Source organism: Acinetobacter soli (assembly GCF_018139125.1).
Taxonomy (GTDB): Bacteria; Pseudomonadota; Gammaproteobacteria; order Pseudomonadales; family Moraxellaceae; genus Acinetobacter; species Acinetobacter soli.
In genome coordinates, this window is record NZ_CP073241.1 from 607,525 (window position 1) to 624,482 (window position 16,958).

18 protein-coding genes and 1 other RNA gene are annotated in these 16,958 nt (G+C 40.6%); 10 read left to right on the top strand and 9 right to left on the bottom strand.

Annotated features, from left to right (window positions below):
- The first annotated feature begins 170 nt into the window (after positions 1 to 170).
- Positions 171 to 267, top strand: an RNA gene (gene ffs, locus KCV09_RS02740) — signal recognition particle sRNA small type.
- A gap of 11 nt (positions 268 to 278) precedes the next feature.
- Here ffs and KCV09_RS02745 read toward each other — a convergent pair.
- The 3 genes from KCV09_RS02745 to KCV09_RS02755 form a co-directional block, all read right to left on the bottom strand.
- Positions 279 to 758 carry a regulatory protein RecX gene (locus tag KCV09_RS02745; RefSeq protein ID WP_111812341.1) on the bottom strand — a complete coding sequence of 160 codons (480 nt, stop codon included), beginning with the start codon at positions 756 to 758 and terminating at the stop codon, positions 279 to 281.
- A 50-nt stretch (positions 759 to 808) separates the two neighbouring features.
- On the bottom strand, positions 809 to 1,861 hold the full coding sequence (recA, locus tag KCV09_RS02750) for a recombinase RecA (RefSeq protein WP_025094874.1): 1,053 nt from the start codon (positions 1,859 to 1,861) through the stop codon (positions 809 to 811).
- Positions 1,862 to 2,019: 158 nt separating this feature from the next.
- Positions 2,020 to 2,463, bottom strand: a complete 444-nt coding sequence (locus KCV09_RS02755; protein ID WP_004936824.1) for an RNA-binding S4 domain-containing protein — start codon at positions 2,461 to 2,463, stop codon at positions 2,020 to 2,022.
- A gap of 576 nt (positions 2,464 to 3,039) precedes the next feature.
- Here KCV09_RS02755 and KCV09_RS02760 point away from each other — a divergent pair.
- Together KCV09_RS02760 and KCV09_RS02765 are read left to right on the top strand one after the other, a co-directional pair.
- On the top strand, positions 3,040 to 3,900 hold the full coding sequence (locus KCV09_RS02760; RefSeq protein ID WP_151815506.1) for a 3'(2'),5'-bisphosphate nucleotidase CysQ family protein: 861 nt from the start codon (positions 3,040 to 3,042) through the stop codon (positions 3,898 to 3,900).
- Between the two features lie 56 nt (positions 3,901 to 3,956).
- Entirely contained in the window at positions 3,957 to 4,694 is a 738-nt protein-coding gene (locus tag KCV09_RS02765) for a histidine phosphatase family protein (RefSeq protein ID WP_151815507.1), read from the top strand.
- Between the two features lie 67 nt (positions 4,695 to 4,761).
- Here the strand turns inward: KCV09_RS02765 and rpsT are convergent, their stop codons facing one another.
- Positions 4,762 to 5,031 (bottom strand): 30S ribosomal protein S20, encoded by a 270-nt coding sequence (rpsT, locus tag KCV09_RS02770; RefSeq protein ID WP_004925626.1) that lies wholly within the window; start codon positions 5,029 to 5,031, stop codon positions 4,762 to 4,764.
- Positions 5,032 to 5,239: 208 nt separating this feature from the next.
- Here rpsT and KCV09_RS02775 point away from each other — a divergent pair, with 208 nt between their 5' ends.
- The 7 genes from KCV09_RS02775 to KCV09_RS02805 all read left to right on the top strand — a co-directional run bounded on the left by KCV09_RS02775 (position 5,240) and on the right by KCV09_RS02805 (position 13,294).
- Entirely contained in the window at positions 5,240 to 5,905 is a 666-nt protein-coding gene (locus KCV09_RS02775; RefSeq protein WP_151815508.1) for an NAD-dependent epimerase/dehydratase family protein, read from the top strand.
- A 12-nt stretch (positions 5,906 to 5,917) separates the two neighbouring features.
- Positions 5,918 to 6,433, top strand: a complete 516-nt coding sequence (rraA, locus tag KCV09_RS02780; protein ID WP_004936834.1) for a ribonuclease E activity regulator RraA — start codon at positions 5,918 to 5,920, stop codon at positions 6,431 to 6,433.
- 13 nt (positions 6,434 to 6,446) lie between these two features.
- Entirely contained in the window at positions 6,447 to 7,229 is a 783-nt protein-coding gene (locus KCV09_RS02785; RefSeq protein WP_104124785.1) for a glutathione S-transferase N-terminal domain-containing protein, read from the top strand.
- Between the two features lie 116 nt (positions 7,230 to 7,345).
- Positions 7,346 to 7,699, top strand: a complete 354-nt coding sequence (locus KCV09_RS02790; protein ID WP_025094880.1) for a hypothetical protein — start codon at positions 7,346 to 7,348, stop codon at positions 7,697 to 7,699.
- A gap of 60 nt (positions 7,700 to 7,759) precedes the next feature.
- Positions 7,760 to 11,221, top strand: a complete 3,462-nt coding sequence (mfd, locus tag KCV09_RS02795; RefSeq protein WP_212515747.1) for a transcription-repair coupling factor — start codon at positions 7,760 to 7,762, stop codon at positions 11,219 to 11,221.
- 143 nt (positions 11,222 to 11,364) lie between these two features.
- Positions 11,365 to 11,799 carry an HIT domain-containing protein gene (locus tag KCV09_RS02800; protein ID WP_004936845.1) on the top strand — a complete coding sequence of 145 codons (435 nt, stop codon included), beginning with the start codon at positions 11,365 to 11,367 and terminating at the stop codon, positions 11,797 to 11,799.
- A 55-nt stretch (positions 11,800 to 11,854) separates the two neighbouring features.
- Entirely contained in the window at positions 11,855 to 13,294 is a 1,440-nt protein-coding gene (locus KCV09_RS02805) for an adenylate/guanylate cyclase domain-containing protein (RefSeq protein ID WP_151746172.1), read from the top strand.
- Between the two features lie 51 nt (positions 13,295 to 13,345).
- Here the strand turns inward: KCV09_RS02805 and fdx are convergent, their stop codons facing one another.
- The 5 genes from fdx to iscU all read right to left on the bottom strand — a co-directional run bounded on the left by fdx (position 13,346) and on the right by iscU (position 16,923).
- Positions 13,346 to 13,684: an ISC system 2Fe-2S type ferredoxin gene (fdx, locus tag KCV09_RS02810; protein ID WP_004936847.1), complete on the bottom strand. Its 339-nt coding sequence runs from the start codon at positions 13,682 to 13,684 to the stop codon at positions 13,346 to 13,348.
- Between the two features lie 15 nt (positions 13,685 to 13,699).
- Positions 13,700 to 15,562 (bottom strand): Fe-S protein assembly chaperone HscA, encoded by a 1,863-nt coding sequence (gene hscA / locus KCV09_RS02815; protein WP_151815510.1) that lies wholly within the window; start codon positions 15,560 to 15,562, stop codon positions 13,700 to 13,702.
- A gap of 33 nt (positions 15,563 to 15,595) precedes the next feature.
- Positions 15,596 to 16,111 carry a Fe-S protein assembly co-chaperone HscB gene (gene hscB / locus KCV09_RS02820; protein WP_004936852.1) on the bottom strand — a complete coding sequence of 172 codons (516 nt, stop codon included), beginning with the start codon at positions 16,109 to 16,111 and terminating at the stop codon, positions 15,596 to 15,598.
- Positions 16,112 to 16,193: 82 nt separating this feature from the next.
- On the bottom strand, positions 16,194 to 16,514 hold the full coding sequence (gene iscA, locus KCV09_RS02825; RefSeq protein ID WP_004936854.1) for an iron-sulfur cluster assembly protein IscA: 321 nt from the start codon (positions 16,512 to 16,514) through the stop codon (positions 16,194 to 16,196).
- 22 nt (positions 16,515 to 16,536) lie between these two features.
- Positions 16,537 to 16,923 (bottom strand): Fe-S cluster assembly scaffold IscU, encoded by a 387-nt coding sequence (iscU, locus tag KCV09_RS02830; RefSeq protein ID WP_004936858.1) that lies wholly within the window; start codon positions 16,921 to 16,923, stop codon positions 16,537 to 16,539.
- Positions 16,924 to 16,958 lie beyond the last annotated feature (35 nt).

A 16,958-nucleotide genomic window follows, 5' to 3' on the forward strand; every position in this document is an offset into this window, starting at 1 on the left:
GCATTTTAATAAGTGAAAGCATGAAACGATTCAATTGGTTTAAATTTTGCCTTTAAAATGAATGAGCTGATGATGAATTCGCCACTTGAAACTGATTTTGACTTAAAACCTTAATTAGTACTTGCAAGGCTTATAAAAATCTCTATACTCTGTTCTTGCAATGGTAGCCCTGCTGGTGGCTTCGCAATTGTACTCTGTGAACCCCGCCAGGACCGGAAGGTAGCAACGGTAGCAGATCTATAATGTGCCGAGGTTTTGCTAGTAGGGTTACCACCATTCTAATCTTCTGCTGTGTAATTTATCGCTTTCAAAATAATATCCATATCAAAACCTCTATATTGTAAGAACCGAATTTGCTTTGCTTTTTGTTTAGGATCTTTCTCCACAGTATCACCAAACTTCTTTCTTTTTAATTGATATGCCTGTTCAAACCAGTCGATATCATTGAATTCGTCATTAATTAATTCACGATCAAGCGCTTTCTTCTTTAAAGCGTGTTTAATTTGATTAGGACCTTTACCTTTGCGCATTTGACTGGCCAGAACCATTTCTGCAACACGCTGATCACTTTGATAGTTTTGATCTGATAACTCCTCTACCAATTGTATGACTTCGGCTTGATCAAGCGCGTACAGATTGAGTTTCTCAATTAATTCAGCTTTGCTGTATTCTTTTCGCGTTAGAAGTGCAAATGCTAAAGAGCGAAGGCGAGTGCCTGTTAGGGTGGGATTATCGGGTTTCTTTTTTTGGAAATACATATTCAAACTCATGAAAAAACGCCCCAGAGGGCGTTTGATAGTGTCGTGGCTTAACTTTCAATAAAGTCGGGCTGTTCTTCTGGCTCATCATCATGCGCAGCGGCTGGATCTGTATTTTTGGTCAGCAATTGTTCGCGAATAGCGCGTTCAATTTCTGCCGAAATACTTGGATTTTCCTCAAAATAACGAATCACGTTATTTTTACCTTGTCCAATTTTGTTGCCTTGATATGAATACCAAGCACCTGCTTTTTGAACAATATTTTGTTGAACTGCGAGATCGACAAGTTCACCTAACTGGTTAACACCTTTGCCGTACAGGATCTGGAAAATAGCTTCGCGAAAAGGAGGGGCCATTTTGTTCTTAACCACTTTTACTTTGGTTTCAGAACCGACGATTTCGTCACCTTCTTTTACTTGGCCAATACGACGGATATCCAATCGAACAGATGCATAAAATTTAAGTGCATTACCGCCCGTTGTGGTTTCAGGGCTTCCAAACATTACACCAATCTTCATACGAATTTGGTTAATGAAGATCACCATGCAATTAGAGCGTTTGGCATTACCCGTAATTTTACGTAGCGCTTGACTCATCAAGCGGGCTTGCAAGCCCATATGTGAGTCGCCCATTTCACCTTCAATTTCAGCTTTTGGGGTCAATGCGGCAACCGAGTCGACCACGATTAGATCAATCGCACCCGAGCGAACCAGCATATCCGCGATTTCTAGGGCTTGTTCACCATTGTCTGGCTGAGAAACCAAAAGATTTTCAATATCAACACCGAGCTTGCGTGCGTATTGAGGATCTAGTGCATGTTCTGCATCGATAAATGCACATGTACCGCCAGATTTTTGACATTGAGCAATTGCCTGTAATGTCATGGTGGTTTTACCTGAGGATTCAGGACCGTAAATTTCAACAATACGACCCTTCGGTAAACCTCCAATGCCAAGCGCAATATCAAGCGTGAGCGAACCTGTAGAAACAGCTTCAACGGCTTGCACGGTATTGTCGCCTAAGCGCATAACTGTGTTTTTACCAAACTGTTTTTCAATCTGGCTTAAGGCAGCTTGTAATGCCTTACTTTTATTATCATCCATCTCACAACCTCAAAACTGTGTAATATCACTTTCATTCAAAGTGGATGTATTGAATTTCAACCTCGTTCCACTGATGTATAGTGACAGATTTGCTCTTTCTCTTCTATGTCGATAATGTGCTAGTACGACACATTATGACGCTCAAAACGCAAATGAGTTTACTCATCATTGTATGACCACGATTGATCGAACTGCTGATCGTTATCTTGCTTGAACCGATTGATTTGTCTTCTATCTTTTTTGGATGGACGATGATCTGGTCGTGCTAAATTATGCAATTTTCTTTGCGAAGCAATCAACTCTCTTCGTGCAATACTGACAGGCGTTTCTTCGTACAATTGTTGTGCAACTGGAGCAGGGCCACGCATGCTCGATAGTGCTTTAACCACAACAGTTTTACGCTCGATTCCCTGCTGAATGGTAAGCTCCATTCCGATACGCACATCTTTAGAAACTTTTACGCGTTCATTGTTGTGGTGAACCTTGCCACCTTCAATTGCAGCTTTTGCTATTGAACGTGTTTTAAAGAAACGAGCTGCCCATAACCATTTATCGACTCGCATTGAATCGATACTTTTTTCTTCATGTTGCTGTTTTGACATCAAAATCCTTACAAAAGCCACAAAGCAGTTTGATTTTGCCTTTTTACTTTTAGGCACGCTACAGGTTCTAAATATAAGGGCTTTCTGAACAGTTTCAATAGTTCCATTAATTTTTTACACATTCAGTTTTATATTGTTCAAGCGAAACACAATGCTGTAAAGAGTGGGTAAAATAAAATATTTTTAGTTGTAATGAAAGATTAAAAAAGCCACATTAGTGGCTTATTTGGGGCTAATCACATAAAAATAGAGGACTAGAAATAGTAAAACGATTGAGGTCATGAATAGATAAGTATTTGCCGTATTGAAACTCTTTAAAAATTTAATTAAGTTCATGTTAGTTTGATCCAGATTATATTAATTAGTGCTGTAGCGATTCATATTTTAATTTAATTTGAATTTTTTGTCTCATATTATTGCTTATTTGTTATGCATTTGTGTAATTAGTTGATTTTTTAATTAAAACTTAATTTTTAATGTAAATTTTTTAAATATTTTTATTAAAAAAACAAATCTTCTTTCAGATTATTTGAAATAAAATAATTTAAATTCTAAATAAATAGAGAAGATCTAGTTATGTTTGTTATATCTGATCCGGTGTCTCATGATCCATTGTTGTTGAAAATTCTTGATATTTTAGTTCATGCCTCGGAAATACTGGTTCAAGAGTTTGATACTTATGCATCGGGGAAAGTGTTTAAGATTGATCGGAAAGAGGATACTTCTCCAGTCACTCAGGCGGATCTTCGCGTCAATCAGTATATGACTGAGGAGTTGGCAAAACTTGAGCCGTTCTATCCTGTACTTTCTGAAGAAAGTGAAAGTGTGCAGCGATCCGAATGGAAAAGTTTCTGGATGCTTGATCCACTCGATGGGACAAAAGAGTTTTTACATAAACGGCAAGAATTTACGATCAATTTAAGTTTGGTGTGTGGTGATAAAACAAACTTTTCAGCTTTGGTTGTGCCTTGTAAAGGTGTTGTTTATTTAGGATATCTCGATCAACATCCCTATAAATACGAGTTTCAGTCCAAACGCTGGTGGCGTTATCAAGCAGATAGCGATCAGCATTCAAATGTAATTCGAGTTGGCTTAAGTCATAACAATAAAAATGATCAGTATCAGCAACTCATGACGTATCTGGAGCAACACTATACTGTTGAGCGTTTGGAAGCGGGCAGTGCTTACAAATTTTGCTTAATGCTTGAAGGTGAGATTGATCTTTATCCACGTTTTCATCCCACTTCTGAGTGGGATACTAGCGCGGGTCAGGGGCTTTTAGAAAGTATAGGCGGAGGGTTGGTCTCTTTGAAAGGATTGCCTTTTAAGTATAACGTTCGCGATACCTTATTGAATAAAGGCTTCTTAGCATTTGCCAGCCCTAAGTATGAAAAGCTTGCCAAAGACCTGTTGAGTCATATGGACAATTATAATTGAGTGTTTTTTGTTGCGTGGTATAGTGATAACGTAATAAAGAATTAATGATTTTGATCATGACACTTAAATTGCTTCCTCCCAGCATGTTCCGAGCTTTAGATCTACTTCCAGATCCAAACATACCTGTGACTTTGTTTACCCGCCATTCGCTGAGAGAGTTGGTGAATGGGCAAGGGCTGGCTGGATATGATCTACAGTTAACTGATCAAGGACGTGAGTTAGCCAAAGCGTGGGGGGCTTACTTGATTGAAAACACTGGTCGAACCATTCAGCATTGTATTTCAAGTCCCATTCAGCGCTGTGTTGATACTGCTGCATTGATCATTGAGGGTGCCGATGCGGTGGCACGTTGCCCAAATACCCATACGATTGAAATTGTCGAGCAAGGTTTGCTGGTGGAGCCAGGAAGTTTTGTGCTTGATATCAAACAAGCTGCACCTTTCTTTAGACAGCAGGGTGCGCTTGGTTTTATAAATAGTTTTGTAAATAACGCGCTACCCGGTATGAAACATCCGATTACGGGTGTATTCGATGTGCTTGAGTTGATTTATAACACGCACCCTTCTGCACCTTATGGTTTAAGTCTTGCGGTCAGTCACGATACAATTATTGCAGCGATTGTCGCAGTCATGGCTGGGCGCCAACAAATTGATCAAGAAGATTGGCCTGCCATGATGGAAGGTTTATTTGTATGGTTTGAAGGAGATGATTTTGCTGGGAGCGAGCTAAACTGGTTGTGGCGTGGTGAACGACATCATTTGAGGGTTGCTGATTTCTTAAATCGACATGAGTAATGACAAAATCAGATAAGCTAAATAGCAGATATAAAAAAAGCCCCATCGGGCTTTTTTTATGAATTACTTAGTTAGAAGCAAGTGCTTTAACTTGAGCATTCAAGCGGCTCTTGTGACGAGCTGCTTTGTTTTTGTGGATGATGCCTTTGTCAGCCATACGGTCGATTACAGGAACAGCTTTTTTATAAGCTTCTGTAGCAACAGTATAATCACCAGCTGCAATTGCATTTACAGTACGTTTGATGTATGTACGAACCATAGAACGCAAGCTTGCGTTGTGTTTGCGCGCTTTAACGTTTTGACGCGCACGTTTTTTTGCCTGAGCAGAGTTTGCCACTCTTGCACTCCTTGAAATTTGATTGGTCTGGGCGGGCTGAAGCTTTACTTAAAAAATAAAACAATCACCAGCCCGTAAACAAGTGCCATATTTTGATGAATCCCTGTCGGTAAGTCAAGCCTTGAGACGTTTTTGCTACGTTTTTGATGCTGATTAATGCCAAAGAAAACGTTAAATTAGCTATAAAAATAATTCGGTAGTAAAAAACATGTCTAATTTAAAAAATAAAGCACTGGTTTTTGGTTCGACGGGTTTGGTTGGAAGCGCATTACTTGAACAGCTACAAACTTCAGCATTCTTCGATGCGATCACCGTTATTGTACGGCACAAAAATGACGCATTGAATGATACTCCTCGTGTTGAACAATATGTGCTCGATGATTTTTTATTATTAAATGATGAAGATTTGTCTGGATATACCCATGTTTTTAGCTGTTTAGGCACAACTTTAAAAAAAGCAGGATCTAAACAAAAATTCTATGCGGTGGATTACGAGATCAATGCACATGTAGCAGATTTGCTACAGAATCAGCAAACACACTTTCTATTTATCAGTGCATTAGGTGCAAACGTATCTTCTATGTTTTTTTATAACCGCGTGAAGGGGGAGCTCGAAGAATATATTAAATCGCTTGGGCTATATCGAGTATCGATTTTCCAGCCGTCACTTTTAATGGGCATGAGAGACGAACAGCGTTTACTTGAAGGACTTGGACAGCGCGCATTTACTGTTTTTGAGCATTTTGTGAAGAAGCCATTTTTATATAAGCCGGTTCATGCAGATCAAGTGGCTAAAGCAATGCTAACTGCGTCAAAGCAGCAAATACAACCTTTACAGATATATGATAATTTGCAGATTCAAACAATGACATAAATGGAGAATAAAATGACAACAGTGGTACCGTTTGTGACCTGTGATTTACTTGATGATCATCCAGACAAAAATATTCAAGTACTGGTGCCATCGTTAGACGGTAAGAGTTTTAAAAGTTATGGTGCACGCCAAACCTTTGGGGGAGAAATTGTTACAGTGAAATGCTTCGAGGATAACTCCCGGGTAAAAGAGCTGTTAGCAACGCCTGGGCATGGAAAGGTGCTAGTGGTAGATGGCGGTGCATCGATGCGCTGTGCATTAATGGGTGATATGATTGCCGCATCTGCTGTAGAACATGGCTGGCATGGGGTTGTGATCTACGGGTGTGTCCGTGATGTTGACGTACTACGAACACTTGATCTGGGTGTGCATGCATTGGCTGCAATTCCTCAAAAAAGTCATCGCAAAGGGATAGGCGAAACACATATTCCTGTTTATTTTGGAAATGTGACATTTCAGTCTGGCCATTATCTCTACGCCGACAACAATGGAATAATTGTGACAGAAGAACCACTTCATCAATTTTAATAAAGGTTGTTTTATGCTGATTCATCAAGTTAAAGTTTTACAATCCGTTGCTGCCAGTATTATTGAAGGCGGGCGCGGAGTGACTGGAACTGCATTTCCAAAGCAGCCAGAAAAACCGATTAAACTCTATGAGTTTGAAGGATCGCCCTTTTCTCGACGTGTTCGAGAAGTTCTTACCTTATTAAATCTGGATGTTGAAGTCTATCCATGTCCTAAAGGTGGGCAAAAGTATAGGAAACTTGTAAAAGAAAAAGGCGGTAAGACTCAATTTCCTTTCTTAATTGATGAAAATACGGGTGATCAGTTGTATGAGTCAGAGCTGATTATTCAGCATCTATTTAAGCATTATGGACAAACAGGCAAAACACCTGAGAAATATGCTCATTATCCGAAATTGCCTGTTGCAGGGATACTGGCAACGCTTGTCAATACAGCACGTGGTGTATGGGTCAATAAGAAAATTATTGATCGGGCAGCGCCAGAGCAGTTACTTGAGTTGTGGAGTTTTGAGGCGAGTCCTTACTCTCGTTTGGTTCGAGAGACGCTAACAGAATTGGAGTTACCTTATCGTTTGCATAATGTCTCTAAAGAGCGTTGGCAAGATATGGGGCCGGCTGTTTTACGATTGAAACCTGGTAAATATTGCCCACTGAAAGGTGGGAAGCGTGAAAAGCAATTGCCACTCATGCAGGGGAAAATGCAAGTGCCGTATTTGTATGATCCAAATACGCAAACCAAATTATTTGAGTCGGCGCTTATTGTTCAATACTTGAAAAAACAGTATGGACATTCTTAAACACCCAATCTAATCAATTTGGACATAATGCATGAGATTGCCAGAATGCGTGTTACGTGTTCTGGCATGACGAAATCGGGTAAAATTGAACATCCTGATTGAAGCTGAGACAAGACATGTTTAAAAAAATCACGGACTGGATGGGCGGCTCAAAAAACAATCTAGAAGCCCAGTATATGAAAGATCATGACATCTCATATCATCCTGAACAGGGCTACTGTGTAAACGGCATAGTGGTAAACACGCTTTCAGAACGACTCGAATATTTTTCGAATCGCCGTCTGAATCGTTTCGATGATTTGGCAGCGCTTTACCTTGCAAGTATTGTGATTAATGAAAAAATCGATCTTGAAATTGCTACTGGAAACTATGTGCAGCGGCTACAAAATAACGAGAATAACTTACGAGAATTCAAGGCAATTATTGAAAAATTGAATCATTATTATCGAGAGTTTAAACGAGATAAGTAAGGCATAGATCAATTCGGACATGCTAAGATACAGCGCATGTCTACTAGATATGCGACCTCAATGTTCCAACACGAAATTTCACAACTCAAATTACAGCAATTAAAAACAGGCGAGAAACGCTGGATCGGTTCACTCTTGGGTTCATCTGGATCACTTCTATTCAAAGAAATGTCTGCCCAAATCTCCTCACTGATTGTGGTGGTTGCAAAGAATAGCCAGCATCTTGCACAACTTGAAAGTGAATTGGAATTTTATGGCATAAAACCGGTTATTTTTCCAGATTGGGAAATTCTTCCATACGATCGTCTTTCACCGCATCAGGATATTGTGTCTGAACGTCTAGCAATATTGGCCAATATGCCGCAGCAGGGCGTATTATTGATTTCAGCTTCAACGCTCGCACAAAAAATTGCACCAATTTCTTGGATTGTGGGGGAGCATTTTGACATTCAGGTTGGGCAGAAATTTGACTTAGAAAAAGAAAAATTAAGATTGATTCAGGCAGGATATCATTTAGTCGATACTGTATATGACCATGGTGAATTTGCAGTTCGGGGTAGTATTATGGACATTTACGCCTCTGGACAATCACAGCCCATTCGTATCGATTTGTTTGATAATGAAATTGAGACATTAAAGTTTTTCGATCCTGAAACCCAGCGTACGACAGAAAGTTTAAAGCAATTTCGTGTTTTACCTGCTAAAGAGTTTCCGTTAAAAGAAGGTCGATCTGTTTTTCGTGAGCGTTATGCAGAAGCATTTCCAACTGCAAATCCGAAGAAAAATCCGATTTATCAAGATGTTTTAGACGGTATTGCATCGCCTGGTGTTGAGTTTTATCTACCCCTATTTTTTAGTAAAGAAAGTGTACAACAGGGTAGTTACTTTACTTCATACTTACCTAAAAATTGCATTGTCATTACAAATGATACATTGGATGAGATTTTAATCTCATTTTGGAAAGATGTGTCACAGCGTTATGAAAGCCGCCGACACAATATCGATCACCCAATTTTGGCGCCAGAAGAATTATTTTTAACGCCTAATATAGTGTTAGAGCAACTCAATCAACTGCCTCGTATCGAAGTGTCAACTGCACCAGCTCCATCTCGTGCAGGTGCAATTAACTTACCAACAGCAGAACCTGTACGATTACCTGTCGATCCAAAAAAACAGCAACCTTTTGAAGTCGTAAAAAACTATATCGATTCGGCTGGTCATCCAGTTTTACTTGTTGCAGAAAGTGCCGGTCGCCGTGAAACCCTAAAGGATGCGCTACGTCCAAGTTTGGGTGATATCCCAACAATCGACAGCTTTCAAGATTTTCTAAAGCAGCAGCATCCTATTTCAATTACCAGTGCGCCTCTTGATCGTGGTTTGGTGATCGTTGATCAACTGTCGGTTATTTCTGAAAATCAACTTTATGAGCATCGAGTCGTTCAGCGTCGTCGAAAACGCCAGCAAGATGTCTCTGAAGAGTTTCTGATCCGCAGTTTAACAGAACTTAGTATAGGTGCCCCGGTTGTACATATCGATCATGGTGTAGGGCGTTATGCCGGTTTGGTCACGCTGGAGATTGATGGACAGGACTATGAGTTTTTGCAGCTCGATTATGCCGATGCTGCAAAAGTATATGTGCCTGTCACCAATTTACATTTGATTAGCCGCTACAGTGGAGGGGATCCAGATTTAGCGCCATTACACAAAATTGGCACTGATGCATGGAACAAGGCCAAACGTAAAGCACTGGAGCAAATTCATGATGTGGCTGCGGAGTTGCTTCACATACAAGCACGACGTCAGTCTAAGCCGGGATTTGCGTTTGAGCTGGATCATAGTCTGTATATGCAATTCTCAAGTGGCTTTGCTTATGAAGAAACACTCGATCAAGCTAATGCTATTGAGGCGACCTTGCATGACATGCAACTGGCTAAGCCAATGGATCGTTTAGTATGTGGTGATGTTGGGTTTGGAAAAACTGAAGTGGCCATGCGTGCGGCATTCGTCGCGGTGCAAAACAATAAGCAAGTGGCTGTATTGGTTCCCACGACACTATTAGCCCAGCAGCATTATGAATCTTTCAAAGATCGCTTTGCCGACTGGCCGGTACGTATTGAAGTATTATCGCGATTTGGTTCGAATAAAACCCATCAAAAAAATATTGAAGATTTAGAGGCGGGTAAAGTCGATATTGTGATTGGTACACATAAGTTACTTCAGGAAACCGTCAAATTTCATGACCTTGGACTGATGATTGTCGATGAAGAGCATCGCTTTGGTGTTCGTGATAAAGAGCGAATCAAAGCCATGCGTGCTGATGTCGATATGTTGACCCTTACAGCAACACCAATTCCGCGAACTTTAAATATGGCATTTTCGGGCATGCGCGATTTATCCATTATCGCAACGCCACCAGCCAGACGTCTAGCAGTCAAAACGTTTGTTCAAGAACATACCGATGACTCCATTAAGGAAGCCATTTTACGTGAGTTGCTTCGAGGTGGTCAGGTTTATTTCCTGCACAATGAAGTGGATACGATTGAGCGTGCAGCAGAAAATATTCGTAATTTGGTGCCAGAAGCGCGTGTCGCCGTGGCACATGGTCAAATGCGCGAGCGCGAACTTGAGCAAGTGATGCAGCAGTTTTATCACAAAGAATATAATGTTTTGGTTTGCTCAACCATTATTGAAACGGGTATTGATGTACCCAATGCCAACACCATTATTATGGAGCGAGCCGATAAGCTAGGTTTGGCGCAACTCCATCAGCTTCGTGGCCGTGTTGGGCGATCGCATCATCAAGCTTATGCCTATCTATTGGTGCCTTCAATCAAACACCTTAAAGGGGATGCAGAAAAGCGTCTGGATGCGATTCAACGCGCATCAACGTTAGGGGCCGGTTTTATGCTGGCTACAGAGGATTTAGAAATTCGTGGTGCAGGCGAACTATTGGGCGAGCAGCAAAGTGGATCTATGCAGGCGATTGGTTATAGCCTGTATATGGAAATGCTTGAAAAAGCAACCAAAGCGATTCAAAAGGGTAAAACGCCTAACTTTGATGCGCCGCTCACGCTCACAGCCGAAATTAATTTACATATGCCGGCTTTGATCCCGGATGAATATTTGGGCGATGTACATCAGCGCTTACTGTTTTATAAGCGTATCAGTAATACCGACACTCAAGAGAAACTAGACAATATTCGAATGGAATTGATTGACCGATTCGGTACACTACCACCTGCTGTGAAGCAATTGTTTAGTATTCATCACATTCGACTGCAAGCTGAGCAGTTGGGAATCACCAAGATTGATCTCAACACGCAAGGTGGCTACATCGAGTTTGCTCAAGATACACCAGTTCAGGCAATCAGTATTATTCAGCTTATGCAAAAGCAACCGACCTACTACCGTATGGAAGGTGGGCAGCGCCTTAAAGTCATGGTTCAGCTTGAAGCATATGATAAACGTATCCAATTTGCGCAGGATTTATTATCTAAATTTATTAATGAGTTGAATGTATAAAAGCAAATTAGCGTGCTGTATTTAACTCGATTTTTTTGAACAAAATCATTGATATTTGTAAGTAAACACTTGGCTAATAATATTCACATCACAACTGATGTGATAGTATTAGCCATCACTGTTATTGTGTCATTTATAAAGATATGTTTAGTTTGCATCCACAACTTGCTCAAGATACTTTTTTTGTTGGCGACTTTCCGCTTTCAACATGTCGTTTAATGAATGATATGCAATTTCCATGGCTTATTTTAATCCCACGTGTTCCTGGGGTTTCAGAGCTTTATGAACTGAGCCAAGCTGATCAAGAACAATTTTTGAGAGAATCAAGCTGGTTGTCGAGCCAACTGGCGCGCGTGTTTCGTGCAGACAAAATGAATGTGGCTGCACTCGGTAATATGGTGCCTCAATTACACTTTCATCATGTTGTGCGTTACCAAAACGATTCCGTTTGGCCGAAACCAGTATGGGGAACACCTGCGGTCCCGTATTCTAATGATGTTTTAGCGCATATGCGTCAAACCTTAATGCTGGCATTGCGTGGTCAAGGTGATATGCCATTTGACTGGCGTATGGACTAAGTCCAATGTGCTGCATCTGGAATGATGCAGCCTAAGCTGCGAAGTGGAGGATAGGATGCTCACGAGATTGCTTGAGAGAGAGCCTCAACAATTTATGTATTTTCATCGGATGATGGGATACTTCATTCTCTCACTCAATTTGGTGATATATGCCTTCACTTCACCTGATTCAACTGTTCAAATCTTTGTTCCTGCGCTTTTCCTAGCCATCTTAATTGTTATTCCAAAACTTAATCGCTACTTAGAAGATAAGTTTGAAAGAAAAGTTGTTCTCAGCGTTTTTTTTATTATAGATACCATTGTGGTATCAATGTTTCTGGCGGGTGTTCATTTAAATCTTGTTTTAACTTTTGTTAGCCTGTTTGCACTTTTATACAGTGCGATCAACAGCCGAATTCCATTTGCTGTGATGGCTCTGGCTGTATTATCTGGTATTGCCTTTTTTTACTTCAACACACTGTTTATTTTCGGTTTTCATGGTTATCTCGGAGCGACTAGCCAAGAATTAATCGTGATCAGTTTGATTTGCCTGATTATTTTTATCAGTATGGGCAATTACTATCAAAATTTATATATTGAAAAACTCAACTTAGAGCGTCAAGACTATTACAACCAAATGACGCGCTATATGACATTTGCTAATCAGTTAAGCCGTTATGCACCTTTGCAGTTATGGCAGTCGATTATGCGCGGAGAGTCAGAAGCTAAAATTGAATACAAACGTAAAAAATTGACCGTATTTTTTTCTGATATTCAGGGATTTACCGAGCTTTCAGAAACATTGATTCCAGACGATTTGGCTTTTTTGCTCAATGATTATTTGAGTCATATGACTGAAATTGCCAATCAGTACGAAGCAACAATTGACAAGTTTATGGGCGACGCCATTTTAATTTTCTTTGGTGATCCAAATTCTCAGGGTGTTCAGCAAGATGCCAGATCCTGTGTTGAGATGGCCATTGCGATGCGTCAGCAAATGAAACTGTTACGAGAGCGCTGGAAAAAAATGGGATATCCCGCTTTAAATATCCGGATGGGAATTAGTACGGGTTATTGCCACGTGGGAAACTATGGTGCGACATATCGTATGGCCTATACCATAGTAGGTCGTGATGTTAACTTGGCAGCACGTTTGCAATATGCAGCAGAAGTTGATGAAATTTTAATTTCGGATGAAACTTACCAGCTCATTAAAGATGATTTTTTATGTGCGCCGAAAGCGCCAATTTATTTAAAAGGTATTCAAAACGCGGTTAAAACTTGGCAAATTCTTGAAAAATATACGGGAAGCCATGAGGAGTTTCAGCGCTGGTTTGATTATGAGTATAAAGGCTTTCATCTACTGTTAAATTTAGAAGAAGTACAGCGTTATGAATACGCACAGCTGATTGAAGTGATGGAAAAAATGATTCAGCGTATTCAAGATCAGCAGGCAGTCACCAATAGTGAAGGCGTGGTGAAGTTGTCACTTGAAGATGAAGTAAAATCCGAATAATCCGCTAAAGCATATAAAAAAGCCATCGTTGAACGATGGCTTTTTTTTTGATTAATGATTTTCTGAGGCATGATTGATGGTGTATTTTGGAATTTCGACTTCCAAATCTTCAGTCACCACTTTTACTTGGCAAGACAAACGTGAATCTGGCTCTAAGCCCCAAGCACGATCAAGTAAATCTGCTTCAACATCATTCATTTCATCAAGGCTATCAAAGCCTTTACGAATAACCACGTGGCATGTGGTACATGCGCATGACATGTCGCAAGCATGTTCAATCTTAATGCCGTTTGCAAGTAAGCTTTGACAAAGGTTGGCATTTTCTTCTACTTCAAACTCAGCACCATCTGGGCAAATTTGTGTATGCGGAAGAACTTTAATACGTGGCATAGTAATTCACCTGTTTTATTTCTGTGAGTTTGACCAATCTTCAAGTTTGGTGCCTTTAAGTGCATGATCGATATGACGATTCATGCGCATAGCAGCAAATTCATCGCTATGCACCTTAAGCTTGGCGACAGCTGTTTCAATTTGAGCAATATCATTCGATTGTAATTGTTGCTGAAGCGCTTCTTTCGCTTGAACAAGTGCTTTTGCCTGCGATGAATCGAGTAATTCAGCATCGGCTTTCAATGCTTGTTCGAGTGCTTCGAGTTCGCGTTGCGCTTCAACTTTGGTTTCTTGCAAGTGACGAAGATTTTTATCTTCTTCGGCATGCTCAAAACCTTCTAACAATAAGCGTTCTGTATCTGCAGAAGAAAGCCCATAAGACGGTTTAATGTCGATCTGTGCTTTGACGCCGGATGTGGTTTCTTGCGCAGAAACATTGAGTAAGCCATCTGCATCCACTTGAAACGTAACTTCAATGCGTGCCTGACCCGCAGTCATTGGTGGAATACCATGCAGTACAAACTTACCCAGAGAACGACAATGTTCAACCAGATCACGCTCGCCTTGAACCACATGAATCAACATTGCAGTCTGGCCATCTTGATACGTGGTAAATTCTTGGCGGCGTGCCACAGGAATTGCAGTGTTACGAGAAATCAGTCGCTCAACCAAACCACCCATCGTCTCTAAACCTAAAGACAATGGCGTAACATCCAATAGAAGTGATCCATCTTGTGTATTACCAATCAATTGATTGGCAGTGATCGATGCACCAATTGCCACGACTTCATCAGGATTGATTGAACACAGTGGTTCTTGTTTGAATACATCACGCACCACATTTTGAACGGCATACGAACGTGTAGAACCACCCACCAAAACCACTTTCTCAATCTCATCTAAACTGAGTTTTGCATCACGTAAGACACGTTTACAAACACTAATGGTTTTATCAAGTGCAACTTGAATAATCGACTCAAAATCACTACGGGTAAGTACGATCTGATGATCCAGTGCTTTAAAGGTCACTTCAGGCAATTCAGAAAGTTGTTCTTTTGCACTACGTGCAGCCACAATGAAGGCTGCATATTCGTGATCATCGAGCGATTCAATCTGTAACTGTTTTTTCACCCATTTAACAATGAGTCGATCTAAGTCATCACCGCCTAAAGCCGTATGTCCACCAGTGGCCAGTACTTCAAAAACACCTTGTGAAAATCTTAAGATGGAAACGTCGAATGTTCCGCCACCCAAGTCGTAAATCACATAATTGTGGTCTTGAGCTAACTGGTTTTCTTGATCTAAACCGTATGCAATTGCCGCCGCAGTGGGTTCGTTCAATAAACGCAACACGTTTAATCCAGCAAGCTGGGCCGCATCGCGCGTTGCCTGACGCTGTGCTTCATCAAAATACGCAGGCACCGTAATTACAGCACCATTAATCGGATTTTTTAGGCTATCTTCTGCGCGAAGTTTGAGCTGAGTCAAAATGGCTGCAGAAATTTCGACTGGCGTTTTACGTCCTTGCGCCGTTTCAAATGCAGGCATTTCATTGTCATTGCCCACCAGTTTGTACGGGTGCTGAAACTTAATATCCGCTTTTGAGCGCCCCATAAAGCGCTTGACCGAAACAATGGTATTTTGCGGATCAGTAGTCAAAAATGGTTTGGCATCGTTGGCATATTCAATCGACTGATCGGCGTAATGCACAATCGAAGGAAATAAGACATGGCCTTTTTCGTCCTGTAATACTTTGGCTTGCCCAGAAAGAACTGTTGCAACCAAAGAATGTGTTGTTCCAAGGTCAATACCAATCGCAATGCGATGCTCGTGTGGGGCACTTGATTGACCAGGTTCAGCAATTTGCAAGAGTGCCATGTAAAATCCCTTGAGTAAATCTATGCAGTAAAATTAAAAGTCGTCATCAAGATCGAAGCTATCTTCATCAAGTAGCTGATCTTCTGCTTTGTCTATATCGTTTAAGACCCGTTGAAAAAAACGTAATTTTCGTACGGTGTCACGTGCTTCCGACCAGTCTTCATCGTTATAGTCAATTTTAAATTCGCGAATAAGACCATCGATCCATTGATTTACTTCATTTTTGAGTAAATCAAGCTCAGATGGAGTCGAGGCTTCATCAAGCTGCTCTCTAATTTCGAGTGCAGATTGTAAAAATTCAAAATCATGAATAGATTGGTCGAGGTGATGATCTTGTTTTTTCAACGCCAACATATAGGCAGCACGACTATCGACATTACTTAAGGTTTTATAAGCCTGATTAATGTCACTAGATTGAATAAGCGCCTGTTCTTTATCTACAGCTTTATCTGGATGATACTGCTGCTGTAATTTCAGAAAATTATTTTTTAAAGCGACTAAATCAATGTCGAGTGCTACCGGTAAGTCAAACAACTCAAAATGATTCATGGGAGATGAATTCCGAAGTTAATCATAAATTAAAAACAGTGAAGATCACTGTTTTTAATTAAGAAGAAGGGAAGGTTAAGGATTAAACGGTAAAGGATTCACCGCAACCACATTCACCTTTTTTATTTGGATTATTAAATTCAAAGCCTTCATTCAATCCATTTTTGACGTAGTCCATCTCCAAACCTTCGAGATAAACTAGACTTTTTGGATCTACAAACACTTTTACACCATGCTGTTCAAAGATTTCATCGTGCTGATTAACATCATCGACAAACTCAAGCACGTAAGCCAAACCGGAACAGCCAGAAGTTTTCACACCCACCCGTATGCCTTCGCCTTTACCACGGTTAAGCAAATAGTTGCGCACATGAGTTGCTGCATTTTCAGTTAAGTGAATCATGAAAACTCCGTTGTAGTGCTAATTAAGCTTTTGATTGCTTGTTGCGATAATCGACAATTGCGGCTTTGATTGCATCTTCTGCAAGTACTGAACAGTGTACTTTTACAGGAGGTAATGCAAGCTCGGTTGCAATATCGATATTTTTAATCGCTTGTGCTTGATCAAGCGTTTTACCTTTTAGCCACTCTGTTACCAAAGAGCTTGAGGCAATCGCAGAACCACAGCCATAAGTTTTAAAGCGTGCTTCTTCGATAACGCCTTCATTATTTACTTGGATCTGTAAGCGCATTACGTCGCCACATGCAGGAGCACCAACCATGCCAGTGCCTACATTTTCAGCATTTTTGTCTAAAACGCCAACGTTACGTGGGTTTTCGTAATGATCAATTACTTTTTCGCTATAAGCCATGTTGCTTCTCCAAACCTCGGGGTCAGCCTAATATT

Excerpts from the sequence above, each read along its gene's own strand:
- fdx (WP_004936847.1), bottom strand. The coding sequence starts at position 13,684 with ATGCCACGTATTAAAGTTCTTCCGCATACACAAATTTGCCCAGATGGT.
- iscA (WP_004936854.1), bottom strand. The coding sequence starts at position 16,514 with ATGATTCACTTAACTGAAAATGCAGCAACTCATGTGCGCAACTATTTG.
- recA (WP_025094874.1), bottom strand. The coding sequence starts at position 1,861 with ATGGATGATAATAAAAGTAAGGCATTACAAGCTGCCTTAAGCCAGATT.
- KCV09_RS02765 (WP_151815507.1), top strand. The coding sequence starts at position 3,957 with ATGACACTTAAATTGCTTCCTCCCAGCATGTTCCGAGCTTTAGATCTA.
- iscU (WP_004936858.1), bottom strand. The coding sequence starts at position 16,923 with ATGGCTTATAGCGAAAAAGTAATTGATCATTACGAAAACCCACGTAAC.
- mfd (WP_212515747.1), top strand. The coding sequence starts at position 7,760 with ATGTTCCAACACGAAATTTCACAACTCAAATTACAGCAATTAAAAACA.
- KCV09_RS02755 (WP_004936824.1), bottom strand. The coding sequence starts at position 2,463 with ATGTCAAAACAGCAACATGAAGAAAAAAGTATCGATTCAATGCGAGTC.
- KCV09_RS02760 (WP_151815506.1), top strand. The coding sequence starts at position 3,040 with ATGTTTGTTATATCTGATCCGGTGTCTCATGATCCATTGTTGTTGAAA.
- KCV09_RS02775 (WP_151815508.1), top strand. The coding sequence starts at position 5,240 with ATGTCTAATTTAAAAAATAAAGCACTGGTTTTTGGTTCGACGGGTTTG.
- KCV09_RS02785 (WP_104124785.1), top strand. The coding sequence starts at position 6,447 with ATGCTGATTCATCAAGTTAAAGTTTTACAATCCGTTGCTGCCAGTATT.
- rraA (WP_004936834.1), top strand. The coding sequence starts at position 5,918 with ATGACAACAGTGGTACCGTTTGTGACCTGTGATTTACTTGATGATCAT.
- KCV09_RS02745 (WP_111812341.1), bottom strand. The coding sequence starts at position 758 with ATGTATTTCCAAAAAAAGAAACCCGATAATCCCACCCTAACAGGCACT.
- hscB (WP_004936852.1), bottom strand. The coding sequence starts at position 16,111 with ATGAATCATTTTGAGTTGTTTGACTTACCGGTAGCACTCGACATTGAT.
- KCV09_RS02805 (WP_151746172.1), top strand. The coding sequence starts at position 11,855 with ATGCTCACGAGATTGCTTGAGAGAGAGCCTCAACAATTTATGTATTTT.
- KCV09_RS02800 (WP_004936845.1), top strand. The coding sequence starts at position 11,365 with ATGTTTAGTTTGCATCCACAACTTGCTCAAGATACTTTTTTTGTTGGC.
- KCV09_RS02790 (WP_025094880.1), top strand. The coding sequence starts at position 7,346 with ATGTTTAAAAAAATCACGGACTGGATGGGCGGCTCAAAAAACAATCTA.
- hscA (WP_151815510.1), bottom strand. The coding sequence starts at position 15,562 with ATGGCACTCTTGCAAATTGCTGAACCTGGTCAATCAAGTGCCCCACAC.